17 protein-coding genes and 1 pseudogene are annotated in these 15,124 nt (G+C 64.0%); 8 read left to right on the top strand and 10 right to left on the bottom strand.

The genetic code is table 11. The annotated features are described in order from the left end of the window. The first annotated feature begins 54 nt into the window (after positions 1-54). Positions 55-390, top strand: a complete 336-nt coding sequence (locus ACK59L_RS17225; protein WP_409274958.1) for a ComEA family DNA-binding protein — start codon at positions 55-57, stop codon at positions 388-390. A 56-nt stretch (positions 391-446) separates the two neighbouring features. Here ACK59L_RS17225 and ACK59L_RS17230 read toward each other — a convergent pair whose 3' ends face one another. Then, positions 447-614: a DUF2897 family protein gene (locus ACK59L_RS17230; protein WP_023535343.1), complete on the bottom strand. Its 168-nt coding sequence runs from the start codon at positions 612-614 to the stop codon at positions 447-449. 214 nt (positions 615-828) lie between these two features. On the opposite strand from ACK59L_RS17230, the gene pyrF reads away from it, so the two are divergent. Further along, complete coding sequence (gene pyrF / locus ACK59L_RS17235) at positions 829-1,530, top strand: orotidine-5'-phosphate decarboxylase (protein ID WP_027914290.1); 702 nt, start codon at positions 829-831, stop codon at positions 1,528-1,530. Between the two features lie 69 nt (positions 1,531-1,599). Here pyrF and ACK59L_RS17240 read toward each other — a convergent pair whose 3' ends face one another. Then, the gene (locus ACK59L_RS17240) at positions 1,600-2,601 is read right to left on the bottom strand and encodes an NADP-dependent oxidoreductase (protein WP_058606117.1); all 1,002 of its coding nucleotides are present in this window, start codon (positions 2,599-2,601) and stop codon (positions 1,600-1,602) included. 176 nt (positions 2,602-2,777) lie between these two features. Between ACK59L_RS17240 and ACK59L_RS17245 the strand changes: the two genes are divergently transcribed. The 3 genes and pseudogenes from ACK59L_RS17245 to ACK59L_RS17255 all read left to right on the top strand — a co-directional run bounded on the left by ACK59L_RS17245 (position 2,778) and on the right by ACK59L_RS17255 (position 5,960). Beyond that, positions 2,778-3,539, top strand: coding sequence for an SDR family oxidoreductase (locus ACK59L_RS17245; protein WP_058606116.1), 762 nt, complete (start codon positions 2,778-2,780; stop codon positions 3,537-3,539). A 1,032-nt stretch (positions 3,540-4,571) separates the two neighbouring features. After that, positions 4,572-5,099, top strand: a pseudogene (locus ACK59L_RS17250) (HAMP domain-containing protein); the annotation flags it as partial. Next, entirely contained in the window at positions 5,097-5,960 is an 864-nt protein-coding gene (locus ACK59L_RS17255; RefSeq protein WP_409274991.1) for a methyl-accepting chemotaxis protein, read from the top strand. The pseudogene ACK59L_RS17250 and the gene ACK59L_RS17255, both read left to right, overlap by 3 nt. A gap of 54 nt (positions 5,961-6,014) precedes the next feature. Here ACK59L_RS17255 and ACK59L_RS17260 read toward each other — a convergent pair whose 3' ends face one another. Then, positions 6,015-7,205, bottom strand: coding sequence for a benzoate/H(+) symporter BenE family transporter (locus ACK59L_RS17260; protein WP_409274962.1), 1,191 nt, complete (start codon positions 7,203-7,205; stop codon positions 6,015-6,017). Positions 7,206-7,351: 146 nt separating this feature from the next. Between ACK59L_RS17260 and ACK59L_RS17265 the strand changes: the two genes are divergently transcribed. Then, positions 7,352-7,954, top strand: a complete 603-nt coding sequence (locus ACK59L_RS17265; RefSeq protein ID WP_409274964.1) for a glutathione S-transferase family protein — start codon at positions 7,352-7,354, stop codon at positions 7,952-7,954. A gap of 55 nt (positions 7,955-8,009) precedes the next feature. On the opposite strand, the gene ACK59L_RS17270 is transcribed toward ACK59L_RS17265, so the two are convergent. The 5 genes from ACK59L_RS17270 to ACK59L_RS17290 all read right to left on the bottom strand — a co-directional run bounded on the left by ACK59L_RS17270 (position 8,010) and on the right by ACK59L_RS17290 (position 10,854). Next, entirely contained in the window at positions 8,010-8,381 is a 372-nt protein-coding gene (locus tag ACK59L_RS17270) for a glutaredoxin (RefSeq protein ID WP_058639716.1), read from the bottom strand. A gap of 61 nt (positions 8,382-8,442) precedes the next feature. Beyond that, a complete protein-coding gene (gene folE, locus ACK59L_RS17275; RefSeq protein ID WP_023535356.1) occupies positions 8,443-8,988 on the bottom strand; it encodes a GTP cyclohydrolase I FolE in 546 nt (181 codons plus the stop codon). Between the two features lie 69 nt (positions 8,989-9,057). Continuing rightward, the gene (locus tag ACK59L_RS17280) at positions 9,058-9,618 is read right to left on the bottom strand and encodes a Smr/MutS family protein (protein WP_023535332.1); all 561 of its coding nucleotides are present in this window, start codon (positions 9,616-9,618) and stop codon (positions 9,058-9,060) included. A gap of 243 nt (positions 9,619-9,861) precedes the next feature. Continuing rightward, positions 9,862-10,182, bottom strand: coding sequence for a hypothetical protein (locus ACK59L_RS17285; protein WP_100851085.1), 321 nt, complete (start codon positions 10,180-10,182; stop codon positions 9,862-9,864). Between the two features lie 81 nt (positions 10,183-10,263). Then, the gene (locus tag ACK59L_RS17290) at positions 10,264-10,854 is read right to left on the bottom strand and encodes a cysteine hydrolase family protein (RefSeq protein ID WP_058639718.1); all 591 of its coding nucleotides are present in this window, start codon (positions 10,852-10,854) and stop codon (positions 10,264-10,266) included. A gap of 181 nt (positions 10,855-11,035) precedes the next feature. On the opposite strand from ACK59L_RS17290, the gene prmB reads away from it, so the two are divergent. After that, positions 11,036-11,944, top strand: a complete 909-nt coding sequence (gene prmB / locus ACK59L_RS17295; RefSeq protein ID WP_409274968.1) for a 50S ribosomal protein L3 N(5)-glutamine methyltransferase — start codon at positions 11,036-11,038, stop codon at positions 11,942-11,944. 90 nt (positions 11,945-12,034) lie between these two features. Here prmB and ACK59L_RS17300 read toward each other — a convergent pair whose 3' ends face one another. Together ACK59L_RS17300 and ACK59L_RS17305 are read right to left on the bottom strand one after the other, a co-directional pair. Further along, the gene (locus tag ACK59L_RS17300) at positions 12,035-12,817 is read right to left on the bottom strand and encodes a hypothetical protein (protein ID WP_409274971.1); all 783 of its coding nucleotides are present in this window, start codon (positions 12,815-12,817) and stop codon (positions 12,035-12,037) included. 63 nt (positions 12,818-12,880) lie between these two features. Further along, on the bottom strand, positions 12,881-13,840 hold the full coding sequence (locus ACK59L_RS17305) for an alpha/beta hydrolase (protein WP_409274973.1): 960 nt from the start codon (positions 13,838-13,840) through the stop codon (positions 12,881-12,883). 181 nt (positions 13,841-14,021) lie between these two features. Here ACK59L_RS17305 and aroC point away from each other — a divergent pair, with 181 nt between their 5' ends. Then, entirely contained in the window at positions 14,022-15,113 is a 1,092-nt protein-coding gene (gene aroC / locus ACK59L_RS17310; RefSeq protein ID WP_409274976.1) for a chorismate synthase, read from the top strand. Positions 15,114-15,124: the final 11 nt, after the last annotated feature.

Consider the following 15,124-nt stretch of genomic DNA (forward strand, 5'->3'; position numbering starts at 1 on the left):
CCCGCAGCCCAAGGAACAGGCTGCCAGAAATGACCAACCCTAGGAGTCTTCATCATGCGTAAAAACCTGCTCACCGCGCTGCTGCTCCCACTCGTCGCCAGCCTTTCGTTCACCGTAAACGCAGCACCCGGCAATTCCACGACAATGGTCGAACCCATGGCGATGGTCGCCCAGGCAAGCCAGCAAGCCACCCCGCTGGTTGACCTCAACAGCGCAGATGCCCTGACCCTCCAGAAAGAACTCAACGGCATCGGCAAAACCAAGGCCGAGGCGATCGTCGCCTACCGCGAAGCCCACGGCCCCTTCGCATCAATCGATGAATTGCTCGAGATAAAAGGCATCGGCAATGCGCTGCTGGAACGCAATCGCGACAAGCTGAAAGTGCAATAAGCACAGAGGGGCGGGCCTATCGATAGGCCCGCTCATTGAAAGGGCGTTAACCGCATTCAGCGGTCTTGAGCATCCCGGGCATCGGCCTCGGCATTGCGTTCATGAACCTTGCGCAACTGCTCGTCAGTCAACGGCAGCTTCTTGGCCGTGTCGCGCAGCATCATCAAACCGCCGACGATCGAGCCAATGGCAACGATGAGTATCAGCCAGGCATACCAAGGCATTTTCCTTCTCCTGTTGCGAATGTAAGCGGCTTGCTTACCTGTTTTGAGCCAGGCGCCGCTTCGTTGGTTCAATGGTACAGCGCCTCACACCGGCCCAGCACCCAACGCCCACATCCTGGCTCACCGTCCGACCAATTCCTCGGCCAGCGGCCCCCCAGCCTGCGTCACATCGTTTACAATGCGCGCCGTTTCCGACTTGCCAAGAGACCCTGCCATGCCCGCTTGCCAGACGCCCCTGATCGTCGCCCTGGACTTCCCCACCCGCGAAGCCGCCCTGAAGCTGGCTGACCAGCTGGACCCTGCGCTGTGTCGCGTCAAGGTGGGCAAGGAGCTGTTCACCAGCAGCGCGTCGGGCATTGTCGAAACCCTGTGTGACAAAGGCTTCGAAGTGTTCCTGGACCTGAAATTCCACGACATCCCCAACACCACGGCCATGGCCGTCAAGGCCGCTGCCGAGATGGGCGTGTGGATGGTGAACGTGCATTGCTCCGGCGGTCTGCGCATGATGGCGGCTTGCCGTGAGGAACTGGCCAAGCGTAGCGGCCCGCAGCCCCTGCTGATCGGTGTGACCGTGCTGACCAGCATGGAGCGCGAAGACCTGGCCGGTATCGGCCTGGATGTCGACCCGCAAGAGCAGGTGCTGCGCCTGGCGGCGCTGGCCGAGAAGGCCGGCATGGACGGGCTGGTGTGCTCGGCGCTGGAAGCTCCGGCGTTGAAGGCTGCGCACCCAGGCCTGCAGTTGGTCACCCCAGGCATTCGCCCAGCAGGCAGCGCTCAGGATGATCAGCGTCGCATCCTCACGCCGCGCCAGGCCCTGGACGCCGGCTCGGACTACCTGGTAATCGGCCGCCCCATCAGCCAGGCCGCCGATCCAGCCCAGGCCTTGGCAGCGGTGGTGGCCGAGATTCGCGGCTGAGCCTGAACCGCACGCCTGTCAGGCTCCGGTGTTGAATCGGAACCTGATAGGCGTGCGTCTAGTGCGTCATTACACCTTCAACACCAGCTTGCCAAAGTTCTGCCCGTTGAACAGTTTCAACAGGGTGTCCGGGAAGGTTTCCAGGCCGTCCACCACGTCTTCCTTGCTCTTGACCTGACCATTGGCCAGCCAGCCGGCCATTTCTTTGGCCGCTTTGCCGTAATCCTTGGCGTGGTCCATCACCACGAAGCCTTCCATGCGCGCACGGTTGACCAGCAGCGCCAGGTAGTTGGCCGGGCCTTTGACCGCTTCCTTGTTGTTGTACTGGCTGATCGCGCCACAGATCACGATGCGCGCCTTGAAGTTGATGCGCGTCAGCACCGCATCCAGGATCTCGCCCCCAACGTTGTCAAAGTACACGTCCACACCTTTCGGGCATTCGCGCTTAAGGCCCGCCTGTACGTCCTCGGCCTTGTAGTCGATGACGCCGTCAAAGCCCAGTTCATCCTTCAGGTACTGGCATTTCTCGGCACCGCCAGCGATACCCACGACGCGGCAGCCCTTGATCTTGGCAATCTGCCCGGCAATGCTGCCCACTGCCCCCGCGGCGCCGGAGATCACCACGGTGTCGCCGGCTTTGGGCTGGCCCACTTCCAGCAAGGCAAAGTACGCCGTCATGCCGGTCATGCCCAGGGCCGACAGGTAGCGGGGCAGGGGGGCAAGGCTCGGGTCGATTTTCTGCAGGTTCTGGGGCTCGCCGGTGAAGTAGTCCTGCACACCCAATGCGCCGTTCACATGGTCGCCAGGCTTGAAGTCCGGGTGGTTGGACGCAACCACTTCACCCACGCCCAGGGCGCGCATCACCTGCCCCAAGGCAACCGGCGGGATGTAGGACTTGCCCTCGTTCATCCAGCCGCGCATGGCCGGGTCAAGGGAAAGGTACAGGTTGCGCACCAGCACCTGCCCTTCACCGGGTTGTTCGGCAGGCACGGTCTCGAACTTGAAGTCTTCACGCGTTACCGCCCCAACCGGGCGTTTGACGAGCAGGAAGCGGCGATTGGTCTGGGTCATGACGGGTCCTTGAAGAATGGAAAAGGCACAAGAGGATAAATCTACCTTGTTGATGAAAGCAGGTCCTCAACATCACTGACAAGCATGGTCCTATAAATGTCCATGTGATGATGCTGCCGGCCTTACCAGCGGCTGGCTATGCTCGTGTGCCTCACAGGCCCTGACAGGAGCGCGGCATGAGCATGAGTTTTTCGGGCCAGGTAGCACTGGTCACCGGGGGCGGGGCAGGCATCGGCCGGGCAACGGCGCTGGCCTTCGCCTGCGAGGGCCTGAAGGTGGTGGTCGCCGACCTTGATGCAGTGGGTGGCGAGGCCACGGTCGGGCAGATTCGTGCCGCTGGCGGCGAGGCGTTGTTCATCGCTTGCGATGTGACCTGTGACGACCAGGTCCGCCAACTGCACGAGCACCTGATCGCCGCCTATGGCCGCCTGGACTATGCCTTCAATAATGCGGGTATCGAGATCGAGCAGGGCAAGCTGGCCGACGGCAGCGAGGCGCAGTTCGACGCCATCATGGGCGTTAACGTCAAGGGTGTGTGGCTGTGCATGAAATATCAGCTGCCGTTGCTGCTGGCCCAGGGCGGCGGCGCTATCGTCAATACCGCCTCGGTGGCGGGGTTGGGCGCGGCGCCTAAGATGAGCATCTACAGCGCGTCCAAGCATGCCGTGATCGGGTTGACCAAGTCGGCCGCCATCGAATATGCCCGCAAAGGCATCAGGGTCAACGCCGTGTGCCCGGCCGTGATCGATACGGACATGTTCCGCCGGGCCTATGAAGCCGACCCCCGCAAAGCCGAATTCGCGGCCGCCATGCACCCGGTAGGACGCATCGGCACCGTGGCCGAAATCGCCAGCGCGGTGTTGTACCTGTGCAGCGATGGTGCGGCGTTTACCACTGGGCATTGCCTGACGGTGGATGGAGGGGCTACGGCGATTTGAATGGGTGAGGTTGTGGTGGATGAAGCTTAAAGACTGCCAGGGTCTAAGCACTCGTCCTCAAGAGGCACTATCACGCTGACATCCTGGGGCCGCTGCGCGGCCCATCGCGGCACAAAGACCGCTCCCACAAAAGCGCAATCTACAGGCCAACCATGCCCCATGTGCGGCCTTGCCGGGGCGCCGGACCGGCCCGCGATGGGCCGCGCAACGGCCCCAAATTCTTCGGCCCGAGCCGCAAATCTTGATCCCCCCGGGCACCTCCAGCCTGCCACCGTCACCCCCTCCACCCACCACCGTCGTTGCCAGACAACATCCCGCGTCCCATCCCTCCCTTTCACACATAAGACGACTCCTACAAACCCTTTACCGACACCCTCATAGCTATTTGACACTATTCTGACGTCAGGCCCTTGTTCAGGGGTTGGCAACGTTGCCACCCTTGGCTATCGGGATAACCTGACACCCACAAGGGGAATCGGCATGGGCGCGAGCAAGCACGGTGTGTTGGCCAACCTGGGCATGGCCCGCAAACTCGCGCTGGGTTTCACCCTGGTGTTGCTGCTGACCCTGGCGGTGGCTGCCATCGGCATCGCGGCGTTGCACAGTGTCGGGCAGCGCTTTGACAGCCTGCGCGAGCTGGCGCAATTCAACACCGACCTGTTGCGCTTGCGCCAGCACGAACAGGCATTCGCACTGCGCTCCGACATCAAACAAGCCGAAGCCTTGCGCGCCGGGTTGCAAGGGTTGCTCGAGCGCGCCCGTGCACTGCCGGCCCTGGCCGCAGCCGAACCTGAGCTGGCCGCCTATGGCCAGGCATTCGAAGCATTCGTCGGCGCGGTGCAGGCCAAGGAACTGGCGCTCGACACCGCCAGCTGGTCGGTCTCAAGCGTTGCCAACAACCTCGACGTGCTGCAGTCCGGCCTGGCTGATGACGGGGTGTATACCCTCAAGCAATCGCAAGGCCAGCAGGGCGGTGAGTTCCTGGAACAGGCCGCGCAGGTGGCGCAGGTCTCGCGGTTGATGCTCCAGGCCATGGATGAAGCCCGAGTACGCCTTGAGAAAAGCCGCAAGGGCGAAGACGATGTCAGCCAGGCGCGCATCGCGCAAACGGTCGAGGCTGCCAGCCTGGTGGGCCAGTTGCAGGCGGCGGTCACCGACAGTGGCTACCAGAGCGTACTCAACGAGGTGGCGGGGCACATTGGCAGCTTCTCCGAAAAACTCAACGAATACACCGACCAACTGGCCAGCGAACAAGGGCTCAAGGCGCAGTTGCAGGCCTCGGCCGAGCACGTCACCAGCCGCGTCGATCAGGCCTACCTCAGTGAAGAGCACGTGCTGCAAGGTGACCTGCAGCGCAACACGGTGGCCATCGCCATCGCCACCGCGCTGGCCTTGCTGGTGGGCGTGCTGGCCGCCTGGCTGATCACCCGCGCCGTGGTTGGCCCGCTCAAGCACGTGATTGCCCGTGCACAACGCATTGCCGACGGCGAACTGGCCTTCGAACCCGTCGCCCCGCGCCGCGATGAAGTAGGACAACTGACGCAGGCCATGCAGCAGATGGCCGCAGGCCTGTCAGGCATCGTCAGCGGTTTGCAACAAGGCATCGAGCAATTGGCCGGCAACGCCCAGGCGCTGTCGGCCGTGACCGAGCAGACCAACCGCGAAGTCGGCAGCCAGAAGGAAGAGACCGAGCAAGTGGCTACGGCGATGCAACAGATGACGGCCACCGTGCACGATGTGGCGCGCAACGCCGAGGAGGCCGCGCAAGCGGCGCAGGCTGCCGACGAGAAGGTCGACTCAGGCCAGCATGTGGTGCGCCAGAGCATGCAGCGCATCGAGCAGTTGGCCGTCGCGGCCGAAACCGCCAGCGCGAGCATTGAAAGCCTCAGCTCTGAGATCCATACCATTGGCGATGTGCTCGAAGTCATCAAGAGCGTGGCCGAGCAAACCAACTTGCTGGCCCTCAACGCGGCCATCGAAGCGGCCCGTGCCGGCGATCAGGGGCGCGGCTTCGCGGTAGTGGCCGATGAGGTGCGTGCACTGGCCAGGCGCACGCGCCAGTCCACCGAGCAGATCGAAACCCTGGTGGCCAGCCTGCGCGGCAATGCGCAGCAGTCCGTCGCGCAGATTCGCGGCAGCACGGAGCTGGTGCGCCTGGCCGTGGCCGATGCCCTGCACACCGAAAGCGCACTGGGCAGTATTGCCGCCGCAGTGTCGTTGATTCAGCAGATGAACCAGCAAATCGCTGCCGCCGCCGAACAGCAAAGCTCGGTCGCTGAAGAAATCAGCCGCAGCGTCACCCAGATTCGTGGCAGTGCCGACCAGGCCGCACTGGCCATGCAGGACAGCGCCCGGTCCAGCGTCGAGCTGGCGCAGTTGGGCACCGACCTCAAGGGCATGGTCGGCCATTTCAGGCTGTGATCGGGCCAGCCTGGCAGGGCGCCGCCAGCGCGGAGCCTGCCATTGGCGGGGGCGTTACGCCTTGCGTGGGTTGAGGATCAGCAGAGCCAATACACCGGCCACGATGCCCCAGAAAGCCGAACCGATGGAGAACAGTGTAAGCCCCGAGGCCGTGACCATGAAGGTGATGATGGCCGCTTCACGCTCGCGTGCTTCACTCATGGCTACCGTCAGGCCATTCATGATCGAACCAAACAGGGCCAGCGCCGCGATCGACAGCACCAGTTCCTTGGGCAAGGCCGCGAACAACGCCGCCAGCGTCGCCCCGAACACGCCGGCAACCCCGTAGAACACGCCGCACCATATGGCCGCGGTGTAGCGCTTGCGCGGGTCTTCATGGGCATGCGGCCCGGTGCAGATGGCCGCGCTGATGGCAGCCAGGTTCACCCCGTGCGAGCCAAACGGGGCCAGCAGCAACGAAGCCAGGCCGGTGGCTGAAATCAATGGAGAGGCCGGCACCTGGTAGCCGTCAGCCCGCAGCACGGCAATGCCCGGCATGTTCTGCGAGGTCATTGCCACCACAAACAGCGGAATGCCGATGCTGATGGTGGCTGCCAGCGAAAAGTGCGGCGTGGTCCACACCGGCGTTGCCATTTCAAGTGCGAAGCCACTGAAGTCCAGCAGCCCCAGGGCGCCGGACAATGCCGTGCCCACCAGCAGCGCGGCCAGCACGCAGTAGCGCGGCGACAGGCGCTTGACCAGCAGATAGCTGAAGAACATGCCCAGCACCAGCAAGGTACGGTGCTGGGCGGCAACGAAGATCTCGCTGCCGATCTTGAACAGGATGCCGGCCAGCAGCGCCGATGCCAGCGAGGCAGGAATACGCTTGACCAAGCGCTCGAAGCTGCCGGTCAGCCCACAGACCAGCACCAACGCTGCACAGGTGATGTAGGCGCCGATGGCCTCCCCGTAGCTCACCCCGCCAAGGCTCGTGATCAGCAGCGCCGCGCCGGGCGTGGACCAAGCCACCGTCACGGGCGTGCGGTAGCGCAGGGACAGGCCGATGCTGCAGACCGCCATGCCGATCGACAGCGCCCAGATCCACGAGGATATCTGCGCAGTGGTCAGGCCAGCCGCTTGCCCGGCCTGAAACATCAGCACCAGCGAAGAGGTGTAGCCGGTGAGCATGGCGATGAAGCCTGCGACCACCGCCGAGGGCGAGGTATCTGCCAGGGGGCGAAGGCGAGCGGAGGTGGCATCGGTCATGAAAAAATCCTTGTAAGGGTATACGCCGTGGTTTTCAGACTAACGCCAGGCGAGGTGACAGCAGCGATACAGCGATCATTGCTTTTAACCGTACAGTCGTTAACTATCAGGCGCTCTGGTATGACGGCATTGCAGGGGTAGGGGTGATGTACAAGGTTTACGGCGACTATCAATCGGGTAACTGCTACAAGGTCAAGTTGATGCTCAGCCTGTTGGGGCGGCCTTATGAGTGGCACCCGGTGGACATCCTCAAGGGCGAGACCGAGACGCCCGAGTTCCTGGCCATGAACCCCAACGGCAAGGTGCCGGTGTTGCAGCTCGAGGACGGCAGTTACCTGTGGGAATCCAATGCCATCCTCAACTACCTGGCCGACGGCAGCGAGTTCCTGCCAGCCGAGCCGCGCCTGCGCACCCAGGTGTTGCAGTGGCAGTTCTTCGAACAATACAGCCATGAGCCGTATATCGCCGTGGCCCGCTTCATTCAGTTCTACCTGGGGCTACCGGATGATCGCGTCGAGGAGTACCGCAAGTTGCACAAGGGCGGCTACAAGGCGCTGCGTGTGATGGAGCGGCAGTTGCTGGTGACCCCGTATCTGGTGGGTGACCAGTATTCCATTGCCGATGTGGCGTTGTATGCCTACACCCATGTGGCGCAGCAAGGCGGTTTCGACCTGACGGAGTACCCGGCCGTGCGCGCCTGGCTGGAGCGGGTGAGCAGCCATCCGCGGCATGTGCCGATGGTGGGGTGAGCCTACACGTATCTCGCTCGGTGGCGGGTGCTAAGGCAGCACCCGCCACTGTGGCTCAATGCTTACCAAACCGCTCATCCAGGTAAGCAATGATGGCCTTGGACTCATACATCCAGGTCACCTTGCCCGCTTCCTCGATGCGCAGGCATGGCACCTTGATCCGGCCACCGCCTTGCTCCAGGGCCTGGCGGTGCACAGGGTCGTTCTTGGCGTCGCGCAACGCCACCGGCACGTTCAGGCGGTGCAAGGTGCGGCGGGTCTTGACGCAGAATGGGCAGGCATGGAACTGGTAGAGCGCCAGGCCCTTGGCCGCCTCGTCCACGCCGGCCTGGGCCGCCGGGTCGCGCTTGCGCTTGGCCGGGCGGCTGACCCAGTCGCCGAATACGATAAGCTGGCCGAGGCCAACCCGCAGGGCTTTGACGATCATCTACAAACTCCTGAAATGAAAAAGGCCGACCGGCAGGGGTCGGCCTGGGTGACGCAGCCGGTTACTTGATCAGGCTGAGGAACTCGCTGCGGGTGGCCGCGTTGGCGCGGAACTCACCCAGCATCACCGACGTGATCATGCTCGAATTCTGTTTCTCCACACCGCGCATCATCATGCACATGTGCTTGGCCTCGATGACCACGGCAACGCCGGCGGCACCGGTGACCTGCTGTACGGCATCGGCGATCTGGCGGCTGAGGTTTTCCTGGATCTGCAGGCGACGGGCGTACATGTCGACGATACGCGCCACTTTCGACAGGCCCAGCACCTTGCCCTTGGGCAGGTAGGCCACGTGGGCCTTGCCGATGAAGGGCAGCATGTGATGCTCGCACATCGAATACAGCTCGATGTCCCGGACCAGCACCATTTCGCTGTTGTCGGAACTGAACAACGCGTTGTTGGTCACTTCTTCCAGTGTTTGCTCATAACCGCGGCAAAGATACTTCATCGCCTTTGCAGCCCGCTTGGGCGTGTCGAGCAGGCCCTCACGGGAGACGTCCTCGCCAATCTGGCTGAGGATCTCGGTGTAGTTCTGTTCCAGGGACATGGATCTACCTGTGGGAAAAATCGCAAAAACGAAGGTTACGGCGGCAAGGGCGGCGCTGCAAGCGCGGCGTTACTCGTCGCGGCCTTCGAGCATGGTTCGCTTGAGCATCACATAGACGGCGCCGGTGCCCCCGTGGCGGGCACTGCAGGAGGCAAAGCCGAGCACTTGCGGGTGCTGGCGCAGCCAGGTGTTGACGTGGCTCTTGATCATGGGGCGCTTGCCGTCCAGGCGTGCCGCCTTGCCGTGGGTGACCCGCACGCAGCGTACTTCCAGGCGGGTCGCTTCGGCGATGAAATCCCAAAGTGTCTCGCGCGCCTTTTCCACGGTCATGCCGTGCAGGTCCAGGCTGCCTTCGAACGGTATCTGCCCAAGCTTGAGCTTGCGCAGCTGGGTTTCCTGAACGCCGTCCCGGCGCCACATCAATTCGTCTTCGGCGCCCACGTCGATGACGAACTGGTCGGACATGCCATCGATGACCAACGCCTTGTCGCTGGACACGGTCGCCGACTGGCGCAGGCCGGCCAGCTTCTGGCGATCGGCCTTGGGCTTGCCGACCTCGGCACGGTCGTGCGTGATCGGCTTGACGCCGCGCACTTCGGCCTTGAACAGGGAAAAATCGTCGTCTTGCATGATGCCTCCACGTGGGCGGCGTAGTTTACGCGAGTGCGCGGCGGTGTGCAGCCATGGTGGTTAGGTGGGGAAGGGGGACGGTGGACTACTGTAGGAGCGGCCCTTGTGCCGCGATGGGGCGCGCAGCGGCCCTGGCGATATAGGTTGCCAAGCCGACATCCTGGGGCCGCTGCGCGCCCCATCGCGGCCGGTCCGGCGTCCCGGCAAGGCCGCTCCTACCGGGGGGCAGCGTTTGCAGGGACCTCACTCATGCTTTTTCATCAAGTGAGGCGACATGTTCAGCTCCCGAGCCCGGCGCAGGCGGATGCGGCTCAGGCGCCAGAAGCGTACGCCAAGCCACAGCATCAACAGCCCCACCACCGTCAGGGTGGCGGCAAGCGGCTTGTTGGCGTTGAGTTCGGCCAGGGCAGGGTAGTTGCCCAACAGCCCGGCCACGCCGGCCATGGCCAGCAACACACCGAGGGTGGCCAGCAGCGCGGACAGCGCAGCACCCAGGCGTGCGCCCCAGCTGCGCGGTTCGCGCGGGCGCAGGCGCTTGGCGTCGATACTGCCTTTGAGCTTCATCCTGCTCTCCTGTAGGGGTATGGGCCCTTCGACCCACAATCACACCTCCGGTTCCTGCCTGCCGCCACCCACCTGATCGGGTCAGATCAGGCTGGCCGTCGGCGCCACGCACGCGAAGTTGTCGGCCATCACGGCCATTTCACACCGGTGGATCTGCGCCGCTGGAATCACTTGGTCGTTAAAAGCCAGGTCACGGGTGGCCGACGCATCTTCCACCAGGGTGCACCGGTAACCATAGTCCTTGGCACGGCGCACGGTAGTGCTGACGCTGGAGTGGCTCATGAAACCGCAGACGATCAGGTCGAGATGGCCGAGTGCCTGCAACGTCTCGTGCAGTTTGGTGTTCTTGAAGGCATTGGGCATGCGTTTTTCGATGACGGTCTCGCCTTCCAGCGGTTCGAGCCCCGGAATGAACTGACCCGCAGGGCCTTGGGGGTCGAAGCGCCCGCCAACGGTGCCCAGATGGCGAACATGGATGATCGGACGGCCGCTCTTGCGCGCTGCATCGAGCAACCTGGCGATGTTGGCCACGGCCTCATCCATGCCCGACAGCGCCAGGGGCCCGGTCAGGTACTCCTTCTGCGCATCAATGATGATCAGGCTGGCTTGGCTCAGCTTGGCCGGCGGGTAATCGCGGCCAGTGAGGCGGAACATCGTGGTTGGAACGGACATCAAGGGCTCCTTGGTATAGGGCTTTTGTGCGCCTATTCTCCCCTGCCTTGGCGACAATGGGAATGGTTGACAACGCAAGTGGCGTGGTTGCTGGCTTGTGGCTACCGTACAGGCGATTGCAGGGAACAAATCCGGGGCCTGGGCTGTTAGACTTTCGGCCAGTCTGAATTAGGAGTTTCCCGTGATCACATCCCGTCTGCGCACGCTGCGCGACTATATCCGTTGGGCGGTCAGCCGCTTCCATGAGCACGACCTGTTCTTCGGCCATGGCGCCGACAACGCCTGGGATGAAGCCCGGTTGCTGGTGCTGGGGGCGGTCCACCTGCCGTTTGAGGTGGCCGACAGCTACCTGGACTGCATGCTCGAGGATGCCGAGCGCGTACAGCTGCAGCACTTGCTCAAGCGCCGCATCGAAGAACGGGTGCCCACCGCCTACCTGCTGGGCGAGGCCTGGTTCTGTGGCATGTCGTTCATCGTCGATGAGCGCGTGCTGGTGCCGCGCTCTCCCATTGGTGAGCTGCTGGAAAAGCGCCTTGAGCCGTGGCTGGGCGCTGAGCCAGGCCGCATTCTGGACCTGTGCACCGGCTCCGGCTGCATCGGGATCGTCGCCGCCGACGTCTTCCCGCAGGCCGAGGTGGTGCTGGCCGACCTGTCGTTCGAAGCGCTCGAAGTGGCCAACCAGAACATCGAGCGCCATGGCCTCGATGGCCGGGTGTACAACGTGCAGGGCGACGGTTTCGAAGGGCTGCCGGGCCAGCGCTTCGACCTGATCCTGTCCAACCCGCCGTACGTGGACGCCGAAGACTTCGACGACATGCCGGCCGAATACCACCACGAACCGGAGCTGGGCTTGGCTTGCGGTGCTGATGGTCTGGACCTGGTACGGCGCATGCTGGCCGATGCGGCCGACCACCTGACCGAAAAGGGCTTGCTGATCGTGGAGGTGGGCAACAGCCAGGTTCATGTCGAGGCGCTGTACCCGGAAGTCGATTTCGCCTGGCTTGAATTCGAGCGCGGCGGGCATGGGGTATTCATGCTCACCGCCGAGCAGTGCCGTCAGCATCAGGCGTTGTTCAAAGGCCGCGTCTGAGGGCGCGTGGGCGCAACGGGTGTCAGGCGCCCGTTTCGCCCACCCCGTTTTCAAAACACCTGAGGCCCATGAAACGCCAGGCCCAGGGTTTCAACGCGTGGCGATCCAGATCAGCAGCCCGGCTTGAAACAGTGCAAAGGCCACCAGGCAGGTGATGGTGAACCGCAAGCCGCTGTCTTCGCGCTGGTACTTGGCCACACGCTCATCACGCTCGCGCAAGCGGGCCTCGCCTTCCTGCAACTGCTGGTCTGCCTGCTGCAACAACTGCGCGGCATCCAGAAGGCCCAGGCGCTGCACGCGCTCGCTGTTCCAGCCTACCTCCAGCTGGTCTACCCGGGTCTCGGCCGTTCGGCCCTTGAGCACTTGCCCGTCTTCGTATTGCACGTCAAGGCCTGCCCCGCGCAGGCACTGGTCCCGGCGCAGGCGCGAGTCCTCCTCCAGCGCATCCTTGCTCGGCAGCGCAAAGGCCTCTACCCGGTAATTCGGCCATTTGCGCTGCAGCCACTGGGCGGCCTGGGCCAGCAGGAAGCGGCCCAGGCCGCGATTGACCGGCTCCAGTTGCAGGCCATGCTCATCCCCAAGGCGCACGCACCGCGCCTGGTGATCTACGCGTATGTCCACCTGGTTATGGCCCTTGTGCACCTTCTGGCCGGGCAACGCAATCTGCATGCGCAGCAGGCTGTGGGCCGGGTCATGGCGCTCGGCATAGCCGAACTGCACGAAACGCAGGGGTCGGGCGCCGGTCACGCGGTCGCCAGGCAGCGGCGCCAGGCGCAGCAATTGGTGATGCTCGACGGCCAGGTCCGCCCAGGGCAGGGCGGGGGTGTGTTGGGGCTCTTCAGCCGGCTCTGTGGCAGCAGGTGGTGTGGTCATCAGGGCATGTCCTTGGCTATGCACGCTGTATCGGCCGCCGCTGCCCAGACCTGAGCCCGTCGATCAGGCCGGTGGCAACTGGCGAATGAACGTGACGATCTGCTCGCCCAGCTCCCGTGCCAATGGCAACTGCGGGTTCTGGTAGCTCTCGCGCTGTTCGCTCATGTCCTTGGGGCTGATGCGCAGCATGTGGTTCATGCCCTCGATCAGCACCAGGTGGGCATCGGGTTTGGCGTCCTTGAGCTTCTGCGCATCGGCCACGTCCACCTGCACGTCGTTGCGTCCCTGCACAATCAGCGCTGGCATGGGCAGCCGCGCAAACGCGGCTGCCGGGTCCTGCCGGAACAAGGTGATCAGGTAGGGCTGCACGCTGGGGCGAAACACCTGGCGCAGCGGTGCGGGTACGTCCAGGCTCGTCTGGCCGGCTTCCAGACGGTCAAGCAGGGCACTGCCACGGGCCAGCTGTGCAGGCGGCAGGCGCTCGGCAAGCTGCTCGCGCACCACTTCGGCCATGGGCCTGCCGCTGCCGGCCAGGCTGATCACCGCACTGGCCCCGGCCTGCTCGGCGGCCAGGCTGGCGATCAGCGCACCTTCGCTGTGGCCGATCAGGATCAACGGGCCGAAGCGGGGGTCGGCCTTGAGCTTATGGCCCCAGGCCACCACGTCGGCGACATAACGCTCCACGCTCAGGTCGCGCTCATCGGGCGTAGCCGGTTGGCTGGCGGCCACGCCGCGCTTGTCGTAGCGCACGCTGGCGATATTCGCATTGGCCAGCAGCAAGGCAAGACGCTTCAAGTTGTCCACGCGCCCGCCAGCCGGGTTGTTGCCGTCGCGGTCAGTGGGCCCGGAGCCTGCGATGATCAGCACCACCGGCGGCGGGGTGTCCTGCTGGGGTAACAACAGGCTGCCGTGCAATACGCCCTGACCGGTGTCCAGGTCGATGGGGCGGTGCAGGACGGTGGGGGTGGCGGCATGGCAAAGGCTGGTCAACAGCAGGCAAAGCAGGACAATGAAACGCGGCATCGTGCGCAACTACACAGGGGGAGATAGCACTTTGACCTACAGTGGCCGAGGAAGGTTCTAAGCCAGGCCCAAGGCCCCGCATCGCCCGGAACGACGCGCTCGCCAACCGGCCCGCACACGCGGGCAATCCACCTGTATACTGCCGCTTTCCTTCACTTCAGGCAGATCTCGCGGAGCGTCCATGTCCGGCAATACCTACGGCAAGCTGTTCACTGTCACCACCGCTGGCGAAAGCCATGGCCCGGCGTTGGTCGCCATTGTCGATGGGTGCCCGCCAGGCCTTGAGATCTCCCTTGCCGACCTGCAGCGCGACCTGGACCGGCGCAAGCCCGGCACCAGCCGCCACACCACCCAGCGCCAGGAACCCGATGAGGTGGAAATTCTCTCTGGCGTGTTCGAAGGGCGCACCACCGGTTGCTCCATTGGCCTGCTGATCCGCAACACCGACCAGAAGTCCAAGGACTACTCGGCCATCAAGGACCTGTTCCGCCCGGCCCACGCCGACTATACCTATCACCACAAATACGGCACCCGCGATTACCGTGGCGGCGGGCGTAGTTCGGCCCGCGAAACCGCCATGCGCGTGGCTGCCGGCGCCATCGCCAAGAAGTACCTGGCCACCCAGGGCATCACCGTGCGCGGCTACATGAGCCAGCTGGGCCCGATCGATATCCCTTTCAAGACCTGGGAGTCGGTTGAGCAGAACGCTTTCTTCAGCCCCGACCCGAGCAAGGTGCCGGAGCTTGAGGCGTACATGGATCAGCTGCGCCGGGATCAGGATTCGGTCGGCGCCAAGATCACCGTGGTGGCCGAAGGCGTCATGCCGGGCCTGGGCGAGCCGATTTTTGATCGCCTGGACGCCGAGCTGGCCCATGCGCTGATGAGCATCAATGCCGTGAAAGGCGTGGAAATCGGTGCAGGCTTTGCCAGCGTCGCGCAGCGCGGCACCGAGCACCGCGACGAGATGACCCCGCAGGGTTTTCTCAGCAACAATGCAGGCGGCATTCTGGGTGGTATCTCCTCGGGCCAGCCGATCGTTGCCCACCTGGCATTGAAGCCTACCTCGAGCATCACCGTGCCGGGCCGCTCCGTGGACGTGGACGGCAACCCGGTGGACGTCATCACCAAAGGCCGGCATGACCCCTGCGTAGGCATTCGCGCCACCCCGATCGCCGAGGCGATGATGGCCATCGCGCTGATGGATCACCTGTTGCGCCACCGTGCCCAGAACGCCGAGGTGAAGGTGAACACGCCGGTGCTGGGCCAGCTCTGACCCATCTGGGC

The sequence above is a fragment of the Pseudomonas sp. KCJK9111 genome (assembly GCF_046231935.1).
GTDB lineage: Bacteria > Pseudomonadota > Gammaproteobacteria > Pseudomonadales > Pseudomonadaceae > Aquipseudomonas > Aquipseudomonas parafulva_B.